We start from the raw sequence: 20,045 nt of genomic DNA on the forward strand, positions 1-20,045 counted from the left end.
TTATTGAAAAAGCGCTAATAGCTATATTATTTATAGCAAACAATCTCAGTCAGGGTTGAATTCCGCGGCCCACACCGCACGCGTTGCACCAGCCCTCCACTCAGCCCCGCACATCAAAAGCCGACAGGTGATTGGCCAGGTGCATGGCGTGCGCCTGCTCGTACTGCGCGCGGCTCAACGCCCCGTAGGCAAAGTGCGGCTGCAGCGGCCCGGCATGGGCGGCAAAGTCCTGCACGGCCTTGCGCAGCCGGGCCAGGGCCGCTGACGCGTCGGGCGTGGACGCATCCAGCGCGGGCGCGCCGGGAATGGGTTCTGCCAGGTTGTGGCTCATGCGGCCGCGCAGGGCAAACACGTTGAAAGCTGCTGCACCCAGCGTGTTCTGGAACAGCGCCGAGTTGGGGGCCGGAAAACCCTGCAGCGAGAACTCGATGCTCTGCGCGCAGTGCTCCAGCGTCTGCGACCAGTTCCAGGCCGTGGCGGGTGCCAGCGGCTGGACCGCCGCGCCTGCAAGGCGTTCTACCTCTTGCATGGCGCCCGCCAGGGTGCCAAAGACGAGTTGCCGATCGTTTCCGGGCCGGTAAAGCAGATAACCAGCACCAGAGACCGCCACCACACCCAGGGTGACCAACCCCGTACCCGAACGGAGGAACGCCCTGCGCGGTGCAGCGGGTGGTGTTGGCAACACATCGAACGGGGCGCCCGGATTGCTGCCGTGGGGATTGCTTGCCATGGGATGGTGATCAGGTTGTTGTGGGCCGAAGGGTTGCCCACCATTTTGCCGCCAGCAAATGCTGCAGCGGCGCAGCGAAGGTCGGGCAGCCGACACAGGCGGTGCGTACGGCGGCTCAAGCAGCAGTCGCTGCTGGCGCCACCGGAGTGCCCAAGATTTTTTCAGACACTTCCACGCGGTTGCGTCCGCGCTCCTTGGCCAGGTACATGGCCTCGTCGGCGCGCTGCAGCGCAGCGCCCGCCGCGTCGCCGTGGGCACACAGGGTGACGCCCACACTCACGGTCAGCGGGATGGACTGCGGGCCCGTGGCCACTGGCTGGGCTTCGACCAGCGCGCGCAGGCGTTCAGCCACGGCCAGGGCACCAGCGGCGCTCGCGTTGGGCAGGAAGATGGCGAACTCTTCGCCCCCCAGGCGCCCCATCACGTCTTCCTTGCGCAGGCAACGGTGGGCCAGCATCACAAAATGGCGCAGCACATCGTCACCCGCCCGGTGACCCCAGGTGTCGTTGATGTTCTTGAAGTGATCCAGGTCCATCACCAGCACGGGCACAGCCGTCCCGGTGCGCTGGGCGGCGCTGATGGCCTTGTCCAGCAGCGTGAGAAACGCGCGGCGGTTGAACACGTTGGTCAGCGGGTCCATCTCGGCCAGGTGCCGCAGCTCGCTGGTGATGAACTCGTTGGCCAGCATCAGCGCACCAAACCCCAGCAACACCACGGCCACAATGGCCTCCAGCAGAACAAACTGCGATACCAGAGCCACCAGTCCGGCGTCTGGCAAGCCGCCGGGCGCAACGGGAGCAAGCTTGAACAGTGCCGGACGCAGCAACAAAAACAGGCCATGCAGACCCGCCACCAACGCAAACAGGTAGCGCGCGGGCACGCGGCGCACACCACCATCGGCCATCGTGCGCGCCGTGAGCAAAAAGCAGATGCCCGCACCCAGCCCCACAAAAACAAACCGCATGCCCAGATGGGGCTGCACCACGGTGAAATACACCGACGCGACCATCAGGGCCCCGATACCCACGACCGCATACCAATGAGAAAACGGGCGTCGCCCCATGTACATGCGGCTGGCCATCAGGCACAGGTAGGCTGCCAGCGACACCGAACCTTGCGAGATCACCACCGCCACCACCTCGGGAAACCAGTCCCGTACCAGCAGACTCACGCTGAACACCGACCCCAGCAGGAACGACACCATCCACAGGCGCAGGCCGGGGATGTTCCGGTTGAACGACCACACGGCATACAACACCGTGGTGACGAGCGCAGTCAGAAGCGCTGCAATGATGAGGAGTGTGGGGCTGTGCACTTTGAGGGCGGGCTGGCGGGCGGCTGGAATGTTAACCGGACCGCCGCCAGGCACCGTGTCGCGCGGCACCTTTCCTTGACCTGTGTAAAGGTGCCGCCTGGTGCAAATGGGATAAATTGGGCGGATGACGGCGCCAAGCCCGCAGCGTGCCGTTCGCGGCTAGGAGGCTGCGCGGCAGAAGGCATCGAAGCGAAACGCGCGAAAACCGAGGATCGCGTGGTGCTACCGACAAGCCCAGGGTGGGCCCCTGGGCGCAGGAGGTGGTACCGCGCGAGACCGGTTTATCGCGCATTGCAGCCGATGTTCCTTCTGCCGCGCAGCCTCCTAGCCCACCACATTGCATTCCCGGCGCAGCAGGGCCAGGGCATCGTGCATCTGGTAGTCCATATCGCTGAGCAAGGTTTTTTCTGCGTCCTGCACAAAGCTGGTCCACAGCGCGATGTAGTCCTGCTGGTGCACACCGGGCGCGTGGGTGCGGATGAACTCGGTGGCCAACGCGGGCTGCAGGCCGGATTTGCGCAGTTTGCGCACCAGGCTGGCGGCGGTCTTTTCGGTCAGCAGGGTTTTCTTGGGCACACCCGCAGCCAGGCACAGGAACAGCGTGAGCAGCGAATGCTCGTCATCGTTGCCCTGGGTGGTTTTTGTCCAGGTCTTGCTGGCGGGCAGCGGGGGTTCCTCGCCCTCCTCCAGCGCATCCAGGCTGCGGTGGAAGTTGTCCACCTCGGCCAGCGGGTCGTCCAGCAGAAAGTAGCGCGCGCGGAAAGCGCCGGTGGGGCGCAGCAGCGTACGCACCAGTGTGGCGGAATCCAGCAGCCTGGGCAGGTCGGCCAGCACACTGGCGCAGTGCGCTAACACCACCTCGCGCAGTTCAGCAGGCAAACCAGGGGGCAGGCGCAGCTGTGAAGGCGGCGCCAGCTTCTTCTTGCGCTGTGCCATCAGCATTTTTTCGAACGCGACGGTGTTCGGCCATTCGCCCAGGTCCATGGACCTGGGCGCCAGGGCCAGCATGAGCAGGCCGGTGCGGATGACGGCTTCAGCATCGGCACCCGCAGCTTCGAGCTCGTCCGGGTCCAGGTCGAACTGCTCGGCCAGCCACTGGGCGGCATGGATGGCCTGCGCAATCTGCGTGCGGCGCGCCAGCTCGGCCCGGTAGTCAGCATGGCTACGCAGTGACCACACGGCCAGTAGCGGGGTCTCGGCATCGGCATAGCCCGCCATGCCAAAGTTGCTGCTCTCGGGCATGCCAATCAGGCGCTTGAGCATGTCTGAGCCGCCCTTGGAGCGCGACAGCAACGAATGGTCGCGCAGCGAGATGGCGGCCTGGTGCAGGTCGCCCTCAGTGGTATCGAGCAGGTACAGGCTGATGAGGTTGACCATGCGGTCACGCGCCTTCTCCAGCTCGGGCCGCAAAAACTCGCTGCCAAAGTAGCGGGCAATCTGCACCATGCCCTTGGGCGCATCGGCATTGATGGCGGCCAGCTTGTCGGCACCAATCACGCCATGCTGGACGCCATAGGCCAGCGCCTTTTCAAAGAAAGGACGGGCGTCGTGGAGCTGCAGCGTGTTGGCCCCCGCAGCCTGGGTAGAGGACTGTTCGTCGATGGTCATTTAGTGGGCCATTCCCGCAGCCGTTGAAACTGGCGCTGCGAAGGCCAGCGCCCCCGCGCAAGGGCCGCCCCGCCGCGCTGGGGGCGTCCCCCTCCCGCGTTGCGCAGCAATGCGAGAGAGGGGTGAAGGCGCGAAGCGACTCAGGGGGTGCTTCATCTCAAATCGCCGATTCCTCATCCGACGTACGTGCGGCGGGCGTGGCCTTGCCGCGATCCGTCTCGCTGGTCTCGAATTTGCCGTCGTCTTCCTCGGCGGGTGATTCGTCGCCCTCTTCCAGGCCCAAGTCAAAGGCACGTGCCTTGGCGCGCAGCACCAGCAAGGTTTCGATGAACAGGTCGCGGCACTCGTAGCGCAGCAGCCAGGCCATCTGCATCCAGTCGCGGTCGGCCACCTCGTCCAGATCGATGCGCGGCTGCACGTAGCCCGAGGCGAGCAGCTCGTCGTCGGTCAGCGTGGGGCCATAGTCTTCCACCGCGTCAAACGTGCCGGTGCGGGCAAAGGCTTCGATGCGGCTCCACTTTTCGGCAAAGTAGTTGGCCAAGGCCTCGGCGCCACCGTCCAGGTCGCCAATGGCAGTAAGAAACTCCACCGGGTCGGCATCGTCGCGGAAGATGACCGCGTTGACCATGCTGCGCAGGTGCGTGTGGGTGAGGTCCTTGTACTGCTTTTCAAGCACCATGGCGCGCGCGAACTGCTCAGGCGTCACCAGCATGTTGACCACAGAGGCCTTGGACTCGTCGTACTCGCGCATCACGGCCAGAATGTCCTTGGGGGCCAGCTGGTCCAGCACCACCATCAAGGCGTTGTCGCCCTCAGCATCCGCCAGCTCCGACAAGGCCGATTCGGCGCCCACGATGTCGCCAGCCGCGATCAGGCTAGTGGTCTTGGTGATAAGGGCGAGGTGTTGGTTGTTGCTGCTCATGGTCGTCACTCCTTGCGGTCAAAACCCGCGTCGGCCAGCCAGTTGGAGCTGGCCTCTTCGCGGCTGCGGCTGTTTTGTGGGTCCGCAGCGTCATCGGCGCTCAGTGCGTTGTAGTCGTCATCATGCTCTGCGGCGTCTTCACCGTCATCGGCATCGCTGTCCCCCTCGGCCGACGAGGCCGCATGGTGCGCCAGGCGGGCGTGCTGCTGCAGGTATTCCAGCCCTGCAGCCACAGCCATGAAGCGGGCGCCCTGCGGTTCGCGCAGCACGGTTTGCGCCAGGCTGCTGGCCCAGGGCTCCAGCGCGATGGCAGGCGAGAGGCTGTGCCAGTCGGGCAGTTCGTCCACCGGCAGGCTCAGCAGGTGTTCCACCACAGCCGGCTTGGTGAAGCGAAAACCCTGGTGGAACACCACGGCCACCATTTCGGGGGCCAACTCCATCATCTGGACCAGAAAGGCAATCTCGTTGCGCTTTTCGGCCAGCCGCTTGCGCAGCACATCCTTGCCTTCGGAGTCGGAAACCAGGTCGTCCAGCTCGGCCTGGTAGGCAGAGCGCAGGTCATAAAAATAAGGGGAAAGTTTCACGGAGTGGTCGTTGTCAAAATTCGCGAGGAATAGGCTTGCCAGATCTCTTGGGCGGTGTGCAGCGGGTCGTCCAGCAGGTTGCGGCGGCGGTTGTCGTCGTAGGCCTGGCGGGCGGTGTCGTCCGACAGCACTTCATAGGCTTTATGCACAGCCTGAAAGCGCTGGGCAGCGTCGGGGGCGTCGTTGCGGTCCGGATGGTAGAAAGACGCCTTCTGGCGAAAGGCTTTCTTGATGTCGGCCAGCGATGCGTTGGCCGCAAGCCCGAGGGCAGCGTAGTGGTCTGCGGTCATGGATGATTCAATGGAGCGGGGGCGGGATGAAACTGGCACCGGCGACCAGGCCAGCGGGCCACCACCATCAGCCGCCCAGGCTCACAAACACGTTCTGCACGTCGTCGTTGGAATCGATGGCGGCCAGGAAGTTCTCCACCTCTTCGAGCTGTTCGGCGGTCAGGTTGGCGGGGTTTACCGGGTTTTTGGGCTTGTAGCCCAGCTTGACCGACAGCACATTGAAGCCGTGGGCGGGCAGCGCACGGCTCACCAGATCGAGGTCGGTAGGGTCGGTCCAGAAGGTGGTGGTGCCTTCTTCGTCGCCTGCTTCAAAATCTTGTGCACCGGCTTCGATGGCGGCCAATTCGGGGTCGGCGTCGGGGTTGGCGGGCTCGGCCTCGATCATGCCGACATGGTTGAAGTCCCAGGCCACCGAGCCCGAGGTGCCCAGCTGGCCCTTGCGGAACAGCACGCGCATTTCGGGCGCGGTGCGGTTGACGTTGTCGGTCAGGCATTCGACCATCACGGCGACTTGGTGGGGCGCAAAGCCTTCGTAAATCACGCGCTCGTAGTTCACGGCATCAGCACCGGTGCCCGAGCCCTTTTTGATGGCACGCTCCAGCGTATCTTTGGGCATCGAGGCCTTGCGGGCCTGCTCTACCACCAGGCGCAGGCGCGCATTGCTGGCCGGGTCGGCACCGCCGCGCGCGGCCACGGTGATTTCCTTGACCAGCTTGCCAAACAGCTTGCCCTTGGCGTCGGCCACCTGTGCCTTGCCTTTTGCTTTCCACTGCGCGCCCATGGTGATGTCTTTCTTGGAGTTGTGGCGCGCCAGGGCGCCTGTCGATGTGATGGAGGCCCATTCGAGCACCAAAAGCCCGAAATAAGCCCCTGTGCAGGTTGGAACCGAACCCTATAGGGTACCACCGAGCCACCCGTTGCCTTGCCGCCACGCCCAAGCCAGCGCCCAGCCTGGGGGCAGGTAACCTCACCACCATGCAGGCCCTTCGCTTCCCCGTCATTCAGGACCACTGATGCTCAACACCTTGTGGCTGGGCTTTTTTCTGACCGCTGCCGTGGCCGCACTGGCCCAGTGGCTGGTGGGCGGCAATGCCGAGATCTTTTCGTCGATGGTGCAGGCCCTGTTCCAGATGGCCAAGCTGTCGGTCGAGGTGATGGTGCTGCTGTTTGGCACGCTCACGCTGTGGCTGGGTTTCTTGCGCATTGCCGAAAAGGCGGGCATTGTGGACGCCCTGGCGCGCTGGCTGGCACCGCTGTTTGCCAAGCTCATGCCCGAGGTGCCGCGCGGCCACCCCTCGCTGGGGCTGATCACGATGAACTTTGCCGCCAACGCCCTGGGGCTGGACAACGCGGCCACCCCCATGGGCCTGAAGGCGATGAAAGCCCTGCAGGAGCTGAACCCCGAGCCCGACACCGCCACCAACGCGCAGATCCTGTTCCTGGTGCTCAATGCCTCTTCGCTCACGCTGCTGCCGGTGACGGTCTTCATGTACCGCATGCAGCAGGGGGCGCCCGACCCGACGCTGGTTTTTTTGCCCATTCTGCTGGCTACATCAGCGTCCACGCTGGTGGGCCTGCTCAGCGTGGCGGTGGTGCAGCGCCTGCCGCTGTGGAGCCCCGTGGTGCTGGCCTATCTGCTGCCCGTAGCGCTGGTTCTGAGCGGCTTCATGGCGCTGCTGACCACCTTGAGCGCCTCCGCGCTGGCTCAGTTGTCGTCCTTGCTGGGCAACCTCACGCTGTTTGCGCTGATCGTCCTGTTCGTGGGCATCGGCGCGTGGCGCAAGGTGCCCGTGTACGAAGCCTTCATCGAGGGCGCGCGCGAAGGTTTTGACGTGGCCAAGGGCCTGCTGCCCTATCTGGTGGCGATGCTGTGTGCCGTGGGGGTATTCCGTGCATCGGGGGCGCTGGGCTATGTGCTCGATGGCATCCGCTGGTGCGTGCAGGTGCTGGGTGCAGACACCCGGTTTGTGGACGCCCTGCCCACTGCGCTGGTCAAGCCGTTTTCAGGCAGTGCCGCGCGCGCCATGCTGATCGAGACCATGCAGACGCAAGGGGTGGACAGCTTTGCGGCGCTGGCTGCAGCCACCATTCAGGGCAGTACCGAGACCACCTTTTATGTACTGGCCGTGTACTTTGGGGCGGTGGGCATTCAGCGTGCGCGGCACGCGGTGGGCTGCGCGCTGTTGGCCGAACTGGCGGGGGTGGTGGCGGCCGTTGTGGTGTGCTATCGGTTTTTTGGTTAAAGATATTGAAGAAAAATGGCCCTATCGCCTATCTATCAATCGCTAGCAGCTATAAATTGAATAGCAACTTGCTCCTACCCAATTCCTTCTTACTGGGGCCATTCCGACGCTCCTACCGGGGGCTGCCCCTGAGCGCACCACGGATCCCAAAGACTTCGGGGTGGCTTGCACGGACCATCCAAAGCCAATTGGTGGTTTCCACCATGCGGGCGACTGAGGCGGTACCTATGCTCTGCCTCATGGGCGCGCAAGCGGCGCCACGGCAGCGATCGAGCACGTCGTCCCTTGCTCCAGGGCTCCCGGAAAACGCCCTTCACCACGTTCCATGACATTGCCCCCCAACCCCACAGCGCCCCACGACGCCGAAGAGCGCAGGCACTCCGAGGCCCTGCTCCAGCTGTGCAAACGCCTGGAACGCGCCTGGACCTTGTCCGACGTGCTCGATGCCGTCAAACCCATGGGAGAGAGTGTTTTTGACTACCGCCACGTCTGGCTGGCCCTGATTGACGAATCCTCGGGGATGCTGGACTTCCTCACACACACCACCAGTGGTGAGGAGGGTGCCCTGAGCCGCCAGCTGCAGACCATGAAAATCCCCGTGAAGGGGGATGCGCTGCTCGAAGAAATCATGCAGGCCACCCACGTCGTGGTGGTGGAAGATGCCCGCACCGACCCACGCACCAACAAGGCCGTGGTCGCCGTGCTGCACAACCGTACCATCGTCAATGTGCCGCTGATCATGGCGGACCAGCGCATGGGTGCACTGGGCATGGGCACTTATGGCGACGAGGAAGGTGTGCGGCCCCCCAAGCCCTGGCAGATCGCACTGATGCAGGCCACCGCTGGGCATCTGGCCGTGGCACTGGACCGGGTGCGGTTCATGACCGCGCGGCACGAGGCCGAAGAAGCGCTGCTGCAGCAAAAGGAGCGCCTGCAGGTCACCCTGCACTCGATCAGCGACGCCGTGGTCACCACCGACGCCACGGGGCTGGTGCAGTACCTGAACCCTGCAGCCCAGACGCTGACAGGCTGGTCGCTGTCCGCCGCCTGCGGACGCAGGCACCAGGACGTGCTGGGCCTGGCCGCCGAACCTGGCACCCAGGCTGCCCCCGACCTGGTGGGCCGCGCACTGGCGCAAGGCAGCACCCAGTTGCATTCCAAGCTGCGGTCCACACCACTGGCAGGAGCCCCCCTGCTGATGGACCTGTCCGCCTCACCACTGCTGCGCCCCGGCGGGGATGCTGACGGTGTGGTGCTGGTGTTTCGCGACGTGACCGAGGCCAGCCGGCTGAGTCGCGAAATGGAGTTCCAGGCCCTGCACGACACGCTCACGAGCTTGGGCAACCGCCGCGCGTTCGAGCACCTGCTGGCCCAGGCCTTTGCCGCCACGCGGGAGGCCTCCGACCGCCACTGCGTGTGCTACCTCGATCTGGACAATTTCAAGGTGATCAACGATACCTGCGGCCATGCGGCAGGGGACGAACTGCTGCGGCAGGTGGCGCGCCTGTTCCTGGCCCACCTGCAGCCTCAGGATCTGCTGTGCCGCCTGGGAGGCGACGAGTTCGGCATCCTGCTGTGGCAGCAGGACCTGCAACAGACTTTGAAGGTCGCAGAGCGCATGCAGCAGGAACTGGCCGCATTCCGTTTTGGTTGGCGCGACCATGTATTCAGTGTCAGTGTCAGCATCGGAGCCGTGGTGCTGGATGCCGCCACCGAAAGCGTGGGCGCCTTGCTGCAGGCGGCAGACAGCGCCTGCTACGTGGCCAAGGACAGGGGGCGCAATCGCATCCACGTCTATGCCGAGAACGACCCTGCCCTGGCGCAGCGCTATGGCGTCATGGAATGGGTCAGCCGCATCGAGCATGCGCTACAGCATGACCGGTTTGAGCTGTTTGGCCAGCCCATCACCCGCCTGGGCACACGGCAGGGCAGCCCGCCGCACGGCCTGCATTGCGAGATCCTGCTGCGCATGCGCACGGCCGACGGCCAACGGGTCTCGCCGGGCGAATTCATGCCCGCCGTGGAGCGCTACCACCTGGCCGCGCGGGTGGACCGCTGGGTCATCAAGAAAGCCCTGGCCTGGATGGCCGAACACCAGGAGCGTGTGGAGCTGTGCTGCATCAACCTGTCGGGCCAGTCCGTGGGCGATGCCGCTTTTTTGGGCCAGGTGCTGCAGGCCATGGACCAGACCCCGGTGCGCTGCGACCGCCTGTGTTTCGAGATCACCGAAACCGCCGCCATGGGCGACCTGGCAGCGGCCAACCGTTTCATCCACGCCCTGCGCGCGCGGGGCTGCCAGTTTGCGCTGGACGACTTTGGCAGCGGGTTATCGTCGTATGCCTACCTGCGCGAGCTGGCGGTGGACATGCTCAAGATCGACGGGCAGTTTGTGAAGAACATGGCCGACGACCCGGTGAGCTTCGCCATGGTGAAGTCCATCCACGAAATTGGCTGCCTGATGGGCAAGAAGACCGTGGCGGAGTTTGCCGAAAGCAAGGCCGTCGTGGACCTGCTGACCGGGCTGGGCGTGCACTTTGCCCAGGGATACGCCCTGGGCCGCCCTGCCCCGCTTGACGAGCTGCTACTGCAAACCGTGGTGCACTGACTCCCTGGTTGCCGAGCCAGCGGCGGACGCAACGGAAGCGCTTCAGCCGCGCGGCGCGGAAGGCGATGCCGGTGTTACCGGGGCGGGAGGGGCAGCCACCAGCTCCCACTCGGCCAGTTGCTCGTTGGTCGCAATCAACCGCCCCACCAGCAGCTTGATGAAGGCCTTGTCAAAACACGACTGCAGGTCTTCGGACGCCCCGCGCAGCGCGGGGTTGCGCACCTTGAGCACCAGCACTTCGGACTCGGCCACGGCGGTGGCGGTGCGCAGCCTGTTGTCGGGGCGCAGGTAGGTCATTTCACCCAGGGTGACGCCCGCACTCAGTGTGCTGAGATTCCAGCCCTGGCGACTCACGGCCACCTGGCCCTCGATCAGGATGCAGAACGAATCGCCGGGCGTGTTTTCGCGCATCAGCACCGTGCCCCGCTCCAGCCGCCGCCAGTTGCCCAGGCGCATCAGCTCCCACAGGGCCACGTCGTGAAAGTCGGCAAAAAACGGCAGCGCGCGCAGGCGCGCAAAACGCTCGGCCTCGGTGTCTTGGGATTTTTGGCGGGGCAGGCTCTGGTGGGCGGCCAGCAGCGCCCGTGCAAAATCGTCCCAAGTCGCAAAACGGTCGGAGGGCTGCTTGGCCAGGGCGCGCAGCAACACGTCGTCCACATGGGCTGGCAGCGACGCGCGCAGCAGGCTCGGTGGCGTGGGCGCCTCGTTGCTGATCTTGTAGAGCGTGGCGAAGTCGGTGTCGCCGTCAAACGGGCGGCGGCCCGTGAGCAGCTCGTACACAACAACAGCCAGCGAGAACATGTCGCTGTGGTGCGTGAGGTCGTGTTCACGCACCTGCTCGGGCGACATGTAGGACGGCGAGCCCACCAGGCCCGACAGTTGCGTGGCATCGCTGCGCAGTGACAGCGCCGCACCAAAATCGGTCAGCTTGATGTCGCCGTCTTTGGCCAGCATGAGGTTGGCGGGCTTGATGTCGCGGTGCACCAGGCCTTCGCGGCACGCGTACTCGAGCGCGTTGCAGCACTTGAAGGCAATGTCCAGCACCTGGGGCACGGGCAGCAGTGCATCCGGCGTGGCATAGGCTGACAGGGGCTGGCCATCCACATATTCCAGCACCAGGTAGGGGGGCAGCGCCTCCTCGTCCGCATCGAGCAGGCGCACGATGTTGGGGTGGCGCAGGCGGCCCGACAGCGCAGCCTCGTTGCGTAGCAGCTTGCGGTAGCGCTCGGCCTGCTCGGGTACTTTCAGCAGATGGGCATGCGTCTGCTTGATGGCCACCTTGCGCCCCCGAAAGCCGTCGAGCCCCAGAAACACGATGCCGCTCGCACCCCGGCCCAGTTCACGCTCGATGCGGTACTTGCCGATGCTGGCGGGGGGCGCCGAGGTTGCTGTGGCCATGAGGGACTCCTGGGCGGGTATTTGACAGGTCAGGCGCCTGCAAGGGCCTGCTCAAAGTCAGCGAGCAGGTCTTGTGGGTCTTCCAGGCCCACTGACAGGCGGATCATGCTGTCACCAATGTCCATGGCGGCACGCACGGCGGGGCCGGCCTCCCAGAAGATGGTGTGCGCTACCGGGATGATCAGCGTGCGCGTGTCGGCCAGCCCCGTGGCCTTGATGGGCAACTGCAGGCGGTTGCACACGGGCAGGCACTGGTCGGGGTTGCGCAGCTCGAACGACAGCAGCCATGAGCCCGCCTGGAGGAGCTTTTTGGCAAAGGCATGCTGGGGGTGCGAAGGCAGCATGGGGTACAGCACGCGCGAGACGGCCGGGTGCGCCTCCAGCCACTGCGCCAAGGCCAGGGCCGTGGCGCTGGTACGGTCCATGCGCAGCGACAGCGTTTCAGCGCCCAGCGCCAGCTGGTGCGCAGCATGGGACGACAGCGTGCCACCCATGTCGCGCAGGCCCTTTTTGCGCAGCTGCTGAAGGCCCCAGCCCTTGGGGTCGCCCTTGCGGTAGGGCGCAAAGATGTTGGGGTAGCCCGACCAGTCGTACAGCCCCGTGTCGGTGATAGCGCCACCCAGCGCAGCGCCCTGCCCGCCGATGCTCTTGGTGAGCGAATTGACCACCAGGCCCGCGCCCACCGTGGCAGCGCGGAACAGATAGGGCGATGCCACGGTGTTGTCCACCACGTAAAGCACGCCACGTTGCTGGCACAGCGCGCCAATGCCTTCCAGGTCGGGGATCTGCGTGCCGGGATTGGCAATGGTTTCGACAAACACCATGCGGGTGTTGGGGCGCAGGGCAGCAGCCACTTTGGCCGCGTCGGTCACATCCACCGTGGTCACTTCAATGCCCAGGTCGGCCAACGTGCCGAACACGCTGTTGGTGTTGCCAAACACGAACTGGCTGGCCACCAGATGGTCACCCGCCTTGAGCAGGGTGAGGAACACCGCGCAAATGCCCGCCATGCCGGTGGAGAAAACGATGGAGCCGTGCCCGCGCTCCATCTGCGTGATCTTGGCCTCCAGCGCCGCCGTGGTGGGCGTGCCCTGGCGCGCATAGTTGAAGCCGCCCTTGCTCGTGCCCTGGAACACGGCGATCAGCTCTTCCATCTTCTCGTACCCGTACTGAACGGACGTATGGATCGGCTTGTGGATGGCCCCATGCTCGGCGCCGCCCAGGCGGTCGGCGTGCACGATCTGGGTGGTGAAACTGTGGTTCTGCGGTGTCGTCATAAAAATCTGCGGCTGCTTTGTTTCTACTGGTCTACGTACGAGGCGGGGCGATCACTACTGGCGCGCCCTGATGCCAGTGCACCCGTGGAACTGGCTCCGCCAGGCCACCGGGTGCTTCCCCCTCGGGGGGAAGGCGCGCAGCGCCTCAGGGGGCTACCTCTCCGGCGCGATGTGCTCCGCGTAATCGTACAAGGCGCCCAGAATGTCCTGGGTCCGCTCATCGTCGGCGGTCTCCGAGAGTTCGTCGATCTCGGTGAACAGCTGCTCCACCGTACGCGCCCCGCCCTGCCCGTCGAACAGGCAGGCAGCGCGGTGAGCCTCCCAGCGTTCCTGCTCCTCGGGCGACAGCGTTTGCGGAAAGTTGCGCGCCCGGTAGCGCCACAGCAGCTCGGCCAGGCGCGGGTCATCAAAGTTCGCACGCGCCTTGGCCAGCTTGTCGCCGTTCAGGGTGCGCAGGTCGTTCAGCAGGCGCCGGTCGTTGTTGCCCACAAAACCGCCGTACAGGTCCTGGTCCACATCCTGCGCCGGGTCTTGCGGGCGGGCAAACACGGCGGGCCAGATGCCGCTCATGTCGGGCAGCGCACGCGCCACCTCGGCGTGCTGTGCGGCCTGGGCCAGGTCGATGCCCCAGCGCTGCGCCAGCGCAGGCGTGAGCGTGTTCACATTGCCCACCACCATGGGTGACTTGTTCAGGTGGATGGTCTTGATGGGCAGGCGCGTCACGCCCTCGGGCAACGCGTCGGCCTTGCTGAACATGCGCAGGCGGATGTCCTCCACATTCAGCGTGGCCAGCTCGCGTGGGTCGTGGGCCAGGTCCCAGGCGATCAGCTCGTTCTTGTTGGTGGGGTGGCTGGCCAGCGGCCACATCATGGCCAGGCAACCGCGCTCGGTGGGGAACATGCCGGACACGTGCAGAAACGGCCGCGCCGTGCTGGTGGTGGCGGGCAGGCGCAGCTCGGCGGCCACGCGGTCTTTCTTGTGCAGGCTCAGTGCAAAGTCAAACAGCTTGATGTTGTGCTGGCGGATCAGCCGCGCCAGCGCAATGGTGGCGCGCACGTCTGACAACGCATCGTGCGCCGCGTCGTGCTGCAGGCCATTGGCCTTGGAGAGGTGTTCCAGCTTGAAGCTGGGGGTCACGCCGTCTTCTTTCTTTGGCCAGGTGATGCCATCCGGCCGCAGCGCATAGGTCATGCGCACCACGTCGAGCAGGTCCCAGCGGCCGCACTGGTTCTGCCACTCGCGCGCATAGGGGTCTATGAGGTTGCGCCAGAACATGAAGCGCGTGATCTCGTCGTCAAACCGGATGGTGTTGTAGCCCACACCAATGGTGCCGGGCTGGGCAAACTCAGACTCAATGCGCGCAGCGAACGTGTGCTCGGGCACGCCCTTTTCCAGGCACAGCTGCGGCGTGATGCCGGTGATGAGGCACGACACCGGGTCGGGCAAGTAGTCGTTGGCAGGCTGGCAATAGAACATCAGCGGCTCGCCGATTTCGTTCAGCTCCGCGTCCGTGCGGATGGCCGCGAACTGCGCAGGCCGATCGCGGCGCGTGTTGGCACCAAAGGTTTCGTAGTCGTGCCAAAGGAAGGTGTGGGGGGCCATGGTCGATGGGCAAACAGGGGGCGACAGAAGAACAGGGCGAGGGATACCGTGAACTGTAACCTGATTTACAAGCTTTTTAGGCCCCTAGCGCATACTGATAAAGCGCTAGCAGCTATAAAATATATAGCAAATACAAATACCCCTCGGATGCCGCTTCACGCCGTGATACACCTGCAGCGCAGCACCTCCGCTGCAGCGCGGGACAATGGCGCATGCAAAGCACCCACCCAGCCAATCCCTCCGTTTCGCGGCTCCGCCCTTCCCTTTTGTCCTCTTGGTCCCCACGTTCCCTTGCAGCATGTTGGGCAGCCCTGGCTCTGGCGGGCTGCGCCGCAGCGCCTCCCCATCGCCCGGACGCGGTGAAAACACCGCCGCCAGCCAGCGCCCCCCCTGCCACCACCAGCACACCGGCCCAAGATGCCGCAGCATCTACCGGCAGCCCCACCGCTGGCGTGGACCATGCGGCAGGCTTTGCCGCATGGCGCGACGCGTTTTCGGCGCAGGCCTTGCAGGCGGGCATCCAGCCCCGCACGGTGCGCGAAGTGCTGGGCCAGGCGCAATGGCAGCCGCGTGTGGTGGAGCTTGACCGGGCACAGCCTGAATTCACGCGCACACCCTGGGCCTACCTTGACAGTGCGGTGTCGCCGCAGCGCATTGCCCAAGGCCAGGCCAAGCTGGCCGAACACAGCGCCACGCTGGAAGCCACTGCCGGCCGCTATGGCGTGCCTGCCACCGTGATCACCGCCATCTGGGGCATGGAGAGCAACTACGGCAGCAATTTCGGGACGTTCCGCACCGTGGACGCGCTGTCCACGCTGGCCTATGAAGGCCGCCGCCGCGCCTGGGCCCAGGCCGAGCTGCTGGCCGCGCTGCGCATCGTGGACCAGGGCGACATCGCAGCGGACCGCATGCTCGGTTCCTGGGCCGGCGCCATGGGGCACACACAGTTCCTGCCCTCAGTGTTTCTGGCCTACGCCGTGGATGCCGACGGCGACGGCCATCGCGACATCTGGGGCAGCATCCCGGACGTGACGGCATCCACCGCGCATTTCCTGGCGCGCTCAGGCTGGCAGGCGGGCGAGCCCTGGGGTGTGGAGGTGCAGTTGCCCCCGTCCTTCGACCACACCCGCGCAGACCCCTCCGTACAGCAGACCACCGCGCAGTGGGACGCGGAAGGTGTGCGCGGCATCGACGGGCAGGCGTTGCCCACCCTGGCCACCGCGTCCATCGTCGAGCCCGCAGGTGCCCGGGGCCCCGCCTTTTTGGTGGGTGCCAATTTCCGCGTCATCCTGCGCTACAACAACTCGGTCAACTACGCGCTGGGCGTGGCGCTGCTGGCGCGCCAGATTGGCGGTGGCGGGCCGGTGGTTGCCGCGTGGCCGCGCGACCTTGCCCCCCTGTCACGCCAGCAGCTACAGGAGCTGCAAGAGACGCTCAACCGCAAAGGATTTGCGGCGGGCACCCCGGACGGCGTGATGGGCCCTGCCACTCGCGCAGGGCTGCGGGGCTACCAGCGCAGCGTGGGCGTTGTGGCGGACGGCTATCCCACCGTGGAACTGCTGCAGCGGCTTACGGCGCCCCAGTAGACAGAGCCCAAGCCTGCCCAGCTGGCCGCCCCACGGAGTCATGGCGCTACGGCGTCACCAGCCCATCCATGCGCACGACCTCGAAGTCGCGGCCCAGCACCTGGCGCAGTTCGGACTTCAGGCGATCGTTGTTCCAGCGTTCGTCCGGCGCTCCGCTCAGAAACCAGTTGGAGCCGTTGTCGGCCACCATCATCCCGTGGGTCTTGAGAGCGGTGAGGATGGCGCGTGTTTCGGCGGAGAAGCCCGCCGGGATTGCATAGCCCGCCTTCAGGCGCACACGCATGCCCATGGGAGGAAGGTTAGGACTGGTATTGCTCGATGCCCAGTGGGTGGCAGGCGGCACGTAGGCGCTGCGGGTCTGGCTGACGGTGAAGCGCAGCGCGTGGCGGATGCCACCGGGGCCCAGCGATGCCTCGTCGTACCGCACCAGACCCGGGAAGATCGGCAGGCCCGCTGCGTCCGCGCTGGTCCATCGCGGCCTGGCGGTGGGGCGTACGTTGTTGCTGTCCAGGTGGAAAACGGCACCACCCGACGCACGCCAGCTGCCATCGGGCTGCGGGTAGCTGTTGCCAGTTTCATACAGGCGGTTGTTGTCGCGGTCGATCACGATGACGTGCCGGTCACCTGCGCTGGAAGGGCCGCCTTCAATGGGGGCATTGGGCGGAATCGGGTACGGGCCTGCATCACTCTCATCGCCGTAGTCAGTGAACTGCACCGCCACACGCGGCTGGGCACCCGCCACCACCACATACGGAATGCCGATGGGCGCACCTTCCCACAGGCCCGCGCCGAAGTCCGGGAACAAACCCCGGGTAAGGCCAATGCTGGCGATGAGGTTGTCGGAGTTGGGGTCGATGGGGAGCCCACTGATGTCCGTGTTCCAGTCATTGCTGGCAGGGAACGGCACCGCGCCATTGAGCGGCGCGCCCACCCCCAGGGTTGCGCCGCGCACATCGCCATAGACCTGGACCCCGGGGGGCGGAGTCGGAGTTGGGCCAGGCGCGCCTGGCGGCGGGGAGCCCGGAGGTGCCACAACCGGCGCATCTCCCCCGCCGCCTCCACCACAAGCAGCCACCACAGCACCGAAGCTGGCAATGGCGAGGCACCGGCTAATCGCGCCCAAACGCTGTCTGCGAAAGTCGGTAGCCGGAACCATCGGTACGGAGGGTGTGGGGGTCATTGTCATGGGGCGTCTCCTCAATCAGCCCGCAGTATGCCGCCCCAGGTCCCTCCAGCTTGCTGCAGAACTGTACAAAAACGTTACAAAGACCTTGGGGCGAAGCACGGCGCCCGCAGACACCTATTCGCTGACGTGGCAGATCAAAGCCCACCTGCGCAGGCCTCGAAACCACGCCGCAAATGCTGCATGGCGGACGCCATGCCTCTGCAGTGCTGCAGTACGGGCGAAAAAAAGCCAGCCATCGCGATGATGGCTGGCTTCGAAAGGGTACCGGTGTGTGCAGGCAAAAGCGCCAGTGGCGCCCATGCCATCAGTCCGCTGTAGCTTCCTCGGGCTCGGTGGGCTCGGACTTGGCCGAGCGTTCCTTCTTGGCCAGCGGCTGGATGTCCAGCAGCACCTCGGAAGTTTCCACGCCCTTGTCGTCGGTCTTCACCTCAATGTCGACGGTCAGACGCCCACCGTCCGTCAGGCGACCGAACAGCAGCTCGTCGGCCAGCGCCCGGCGGATGGTGTCCTGGATCAAACGCTGCATCGGGCGGGCGCCCATGAGCGGATCAAAGCCCTTCTTGGCCAGGTGCTTGCGCAGCGTGTCGGTGAAGGTGACTTCCACCTTCTTCTCGGCCAGTTGCGTCTCCAGCTGCAGCAGGAACTTGTCCACCACGCGCAGGATGATCTGCTCGTCGAGCGCCTTGAAGTTGACGATGGCATCCAGCCGGTTGCGGAACTCGGGCGTGAAGAGGCGCTTGATGTCGCCCATTTCGTCGCCCGCCTGGCGCGGGTTGGTGAAGCCAATCGTCGCCTTGTTCATGGTCTCGGCGCCCGCATTCGTCGTCATGATGATCAGGACGTTGCGGAAGTCGGCCTTGCGCCCGTTGTTGTCGGTCAGCGTGCCATGGTCCATCACCTGCAGCAGCACGTTGAAGATGTCCGGGTGCGCCTTCTCGATTTCGTCGAGCAGCAGCACAGCGTGCGGCTTCTTGGTGATGGCTTCGGTCAACAGGCCACCCTGGTCGAATCCGACATAGCCCGGAGGCGCACCAATCAGGCGGCTGACCGCATGGCGCTCCATGTACTCCGACATGTCGAAGCGCAAGAGCTCGATGCCCATGATGTAGGCCAGCTGCTTGGCCGCCTCGGTCTTGCCCACGCCTGTGGGGCCGCTGAACAGGAACGAGCCGATGGGCTTGTCGCCCTTGCCCAGACCGGACCGCGCCATCTTGACCGCGCTGGCCAGCACTTCCAGGGCCTTGTCCTGGCCGAACACCACACTCTTCAGGTCGCGTTCCAGCGTCTGGAGCTTGCCACGGTCGTCATTGGACACATTCGCAGGCGGAATACGCGCAATCTTGGCCACGATCTCTTCGATCTCGGCCTTGCCGATGGTCTTCTTGCGCTTGCTCGGCACCATGATGCGCTGTGCAGCACCGGCTTCGTCAATGACGTCAATCGCCTTGTCAGGCAGATGGCGGTCATTGATGTACTTGGCGCTCAGCTCGGCTGCAGCCTGCAGGGCGGCCGCCGCGTACTTCACGCTGTGGTGCTCTTCAAAGCGCGACTTCAGGCCCTTGAGGATGTCGATGGTTTCGGCCACGCTGGGCTCCACCACGTCCACCTTCTGGAAACGGCGCGACAGCGCTGCATCTTTTTCGAAGATGCCACGGTATTCCGTGAAGGTCGTTGCGCCAATGCACTTGAGCTGGCCGCTGGAAAGCGCGGGCTTGAGCAGGTTGGAGGCATCCAGCGTGCCGCCCGACGCGGCACCCGCACCGATCAGCGTATGGATCTCGTCGATGAACAAAATCGCATTGGGCTTGTCCTTCAGCGACTTGAGAACGCCCTTGAGGCGCTGCTCAAAATCACCCCGGTACTTGGTGCCTGCCAGCAATGCGCCCATGTCGAGCGAGTACACCGTGGCCTCGGCCAGGATTTCAGGCACATCGTTCTGGGTAATCCGCCAGGCCAGACCCTCGGCAATCGCCGTCTTGCCCACGCCAGCTTCACCCACCAGCAGTGGGTTGTTCTTGCGGCGGCGGCACAGGATCTGGATCGTGCGCTCCACTTCGTAGTGGCGCCCGATCAGCGGATCGATCTTGCCGTCTTTGGCGGCCTGGTTCAGGTTCTGGGTGAACTGTTCCAGCGGCGAGGCTTTCTCGTTGCGCTCAGAAGAACCACCCTCTTCGCCTTCCGCCTGGTTGTCCGGCTTGGCAGGCTCTGGGGGTTCGCCCTTCTTGATACCGTGGGCAATGAAATTGACCACGTCCAGGCGCGTCACGCCCTGCTGGTGCAGGTAGTACACGGCATGCGAATCCTTCTCGCCAAAGATGGCCACGAGCACGTTGGCACCCGTGACTTCCTTCTTGCCATTGCCCGTGGACTGCACGTGCATGATGGCGCGCTGGATCACACGCTGGAATCCCAGCGTGGGCTGCGTGTCCACCTCATCGGTGCCAGCCACCTGGGGCGTGTTGTCTTTGATGAAGTTCGCCAGCGATGAGCGCAGATCATCGATATTGGCCGAACATGCGCGCAGCACCTCCGCTGCGCTGGGGTTATCGAGCAGTGCAAGCAACAGATGCTCCACGGTGATGAACTCGTGGCGCTGCTGACGGGCCTCAACAAAGGCCATGTGCAAGCTGACTTCCAGTTCCTGGGCAATCATGTGAACTCCTTTGTGCTTGCGTGGAAGGGATAACTGTAGATCGGGA

At 64.9% G+C, this 20,045-nt stretch carries 15 protein-coding genes; 3 read left to right on the plus strand and 12 right to left on the minus strand.

Going from position 1 to position 20,045, the window contains the following annotated elements; genetic code table 11:
* Positions 1 to 100: 100 nt before the first annotated feature.
* The 7 genes from AC2YJX_RS02705 to AC2YJX_RS02735 all read right to left on the minus strand — a co-directional run bounded on the left by AC2YJX_RS02705 (position 101) and on the right by AC2YJX_RS02735 (position 6,230).
* Complete coding sequence (locus tag AC2YJX_RS02705; protein ID WP_121420329.1) at positions 101 to 730, minus strand: DUF1569 domain-containing protein; 630 nt, start codon at positions 728 to 730, stop codon at positions 101 to 103.
* Between the two features lie 115 nt (positions 731 to 845).
* Positions 846 to 2,045 (minus strand): GGDEF domain-containing protein, encoded by a 1,200-nt coding sequence (locus AC2YJX_RS02710; RefSeq protein ID WP_055396758.1) that lies wholly within the window; start codon positions 2,043 to 2,045, stop codon positions 846 to 848.
* 324 nt (positions 2,046 to 2,369) lie between these two features.
* Complete coding sequence (locus AC2YJX_RS02715) at positions 2,370 to 3,653, minus strand: hypothetical protein (RefSeq protein ID WP_487255217.1); 1,284 nt, start codon at positions 3,651 to 3,653, stop codon at positions 2,370 to 2,372.
* A gap of 157 nt (positions 3,654 to 3,810) precedes the next feature.
* Complete coding sequence (locus AC2YJX_RS02720) at positions 3,811 to 4,575, minus strand: hypothetical protein (RefSeq protein WP_121420331.1); 765 nt, start codon at positions 4,573 to 4,575, stop codon at positions 3,811 to 3,813.
* A gap of 5 nt (positions 4,576 to 4,580) precedes the next feature.
* Positions 4,581 to 5,159, minus strand: coding sequence for a hypothetical protein (locus tag AC2YJX_RS02725; protein WP_121420332.1), 579 nt, complete (start codon positions 5,157 to 5,159; stop codon positions 4,581 to 4,583).
* Positions 5,156 to 5,449: a J domain-containing protein gene (locus AC2YJX_RS02730; protein ID WP_487255218.1), complete on the minus strand. Its 294-nt coding sequence runs from the start codon at positions 5,447 to 5,449 to the stop codon at positions 5,156 to 5,158. The genes AC2YJX_RS02725 and AC2YJX_RS02730 overlap by 4 nt, the downstream gene beginning before the upstream one ends.
* 67 nt (positions 5,450 to 5,516) lie before the next feature.
* A complete protein-coding gene (locus tag AC2YJX_RS02735; RefSeq protein WP_055396756.1) occupies positions 5,517 to 6,230 on the minus strand; it encodes a YebC/PmpR family DNA-binding transcriptional regulator in 714 nt (237 codons plus the stop codon).
* 232 nt (positions 6,231 to 6,462) lie between these two features.
* Here AC2YJX_RS02735 and AC2YJX_RS02740 point away from each other — a divergent pair, with 232 nt between their 5' ends.
* Positions 6,463 to 7,692, plus strand: coding sequence for a nucleoside recognition domain-containing protein (locus AC2YJX_RS02740; RefSeq protein ID WP_487255219.1), 1,230 nt, complete (start codon positions 6,463 to 6,465; stop codon positions 7,690 to 7,692).
* A 325-nt stretch (positions 7,693 to 8,017) separates the two neighbouring features.
* Positions 8,018 to 10,297 (plus strand): EAL domain-containing protein, encoded by a 2,280-nt coding sequence (locus tag AC2YJX_RS02745; protein ID WP_487255220.1) that lies wholly within the window; start codon positions 8,018 to 8,020, stop codon positions 10,295 to 10,297.
* 42 nt (positions 10,298 to 10,339) lie between these two features.
* Here AC2YJX_RS02745 and AC2YJX_RS02750 read toward each other — a convergent pair whose 3' ends face one another.
* The 3 genes from AC2YJX_RS02750 to sbcB all read right to left on the minus strand — a co-directional run bounded on the left by AC2YJX_RS02750 (position 10,340) and on the right by sbcB (position 14,574).
* A complete protein-coding gene (locus AC2YJX_RS02750) occupies positions 10,340 to 11,695 on the minus strand; it encodes a protein kinase domain-containing protein (RefSeq protein ID WP_121420335.1) in 1,356 nt (451 codons plus the stop codon).
* A gap of 29 nt (positions 11,696 to 11,724) precedes the next feature.
* Positions 11,725 to 12,972, minus strand: coding sequence for a cystathionine gamma-synthase family protein (locus AC2YJX_RS02755; protein WP_487255221.1), 1,248 nt, complete (start codon positions 12,970 to 12,972; stop codon positions 11,725 to 11,727).
* Between the two features lie 153 nt (positions 12,973 to 13,125).
* Positions 13,126 to 14,574, minus strand: coding sequence for an exodeoxyribonuclease I (gene sbcB / locus AC2YJX_RS02760; RefSeq protein ID WP_487255222.1), 1,449 nt, complete (start codon positions 14,572 to 14,574; stop codon positions 13,126 to 13,128).
* A gap of 212 nt (positions 14,575 to 14,786) precedes the next feature.
* Between sbcB and AC2YJX_RS02765 the strand changes: the two genes are divergently transcribed.
* Positions 14,787 to 16,160, plus strand: coding sequence for a lytic murein transglycosylase (locus AC2YJX_RS02765; RefSeq protein WP_487255223.1), 1,374 nt, complete (start codon positions 14,787 to 14,789; stop codon positions 16,158 to 16,160).
* Between the two features lie 46 nt (positions 16,161 to 16,206).
* Here AC2YJX_RS02765 and AC2YJX_RS02770 read toward each other — a convergent pair whose 3' ends face one another.
* Both AC2YJX_RS02770 and clpA read right to left on the minus strand, forming a co-directional pair.
* Complete coding sequence (locus tag AC2YJX_RS02770) at positions 16,207 to 17,346, minus strand: hypothetical protein (RefSeq protein ID WP_487255224.1); 1,140 nt, start codon at positions 17,344 to 17,346, stop codon at positions 16,207 to 16,209.
* A gap of 304 nt (positions 17,347 to 17,650) precedes the next feature.
* Positions 17,651 to 19,999, minus strand: coding sequence for an ATP-dependent Clp protease ATP-binding subunit ClpA (gene clpA, locus AC2YJX_RS02775; RefSeq protein ID WP_487255225.1), 2,349 nt, complete (start codon positions 19,997 to 19,999; stop codon positions 17,651 to 17,653).
* Positions 20,000 to 20,045 lie beyond the last annotated feature (46 nt).

Source organism: Acidovorax sp. SRI_002 (assembly GCF_057586455.1).

What these genes read in the sequence shown, in the direction of transcription:
- sbcB (WP_487255222.1), bottom strand. Translation starts at nt 14,574, where the DNA reads ATGGCCCCCCACACCTTCCTTTGGCACGACTACGAAACCTTTGGTGCC.
- AC2YJX_RS02770 (WP_487255224.1), bottom strand. Translation starts at nt 17,346, where the DNA reads ATGACAATGACCCCCACACCCTCCGTACCGATGGTTCCGGCTACCGAC.
- AC2YJX_RS02755 (WP_487255221.1), bottom strand. Translation starts at nt 12,972, where the DNA reads ATGACGACACCGCAGAACCACAGTTTCACCACCCAGATCGTGCACGCC.
- AC2YJX_RS02745 (WP_487255220.1), top strand. Translation starts at nt 8,018, where the DNA reads ATGACATTGCCCCCCAACCCCACAGCGCCCCACGACGCCGAAGAGCGC.
- AC2YJX_RS02765 (WP_487255223.1), top strand. Translation starts at nt 14,787, where the DNA reads ATGCAAAGCACCCACCCAGCCAATCCCTCCGTTTCGCGGCTCCGCCCT.
- AC2YJX_RS02735 (WP_055396756.1), bottom strand. Translation starts at nt 6,230, where the DNA reads ATGGGCGCGCAGTGGAAAGCAAAAGGCAAGGCACAGGTGGCCGACGCC.
- AC2YJX_RS02705 (WP_121420329.1), bottom strand. Translation starts at nt 730, where the DNA reads ATGGCAAGCAATCCCCACGGCAGCAATCCGGGCGCCCCGTTCGATGTG.
- AC2YJX_RS02715 (WP_487255217.1), bottom strand. Translation starts at nt 3,653, where the DNA reads ATGACCATCGACGAACAGTCCTCTACCCAGGCTGCGGGGGCCAACACG.
- AC2YJX_RS02750 (WP_121420335.1), bottom strand. Translation starts at nt 11,695, where the DNA reads ATGGCCACAGCAACCTCGGCGCCCCCCGCCAGCATCGGCAAGTACCGC.
- AC2YJX_RS02720 (WP_121420331.1), bottom strand. Translation starts at nt 4,575, where the DNA reads ATGAGCAGCAACAACCAACACCTCGCCCTTATCACCAAGACCACTAGC.
- AC2YJX_RS02730 (WP_487255218.1), bottom strand. Translation starts at nt 5,449, where the DNA reads ATGACCGCAGACCACTACGCTGCCCTCGGGCTTGCGGCCAACGCATCG.
- AC2YJX_RS02740 (WP_487255219.1), top strand. Translation starts at nt 6,463, where the DNA reads ATGCTCAACACCTTGTGGCTGGGCTTTTTTCTGACCGCTGCCGTGGCC.
- clpA (WP_487255225.1), bottom strand. Translation starts at nt 19,999, where the DNA reads ATGATTGCCCAGGAACTGGAAGTCAGCTTGCACATGGCCTTTGTTGAG.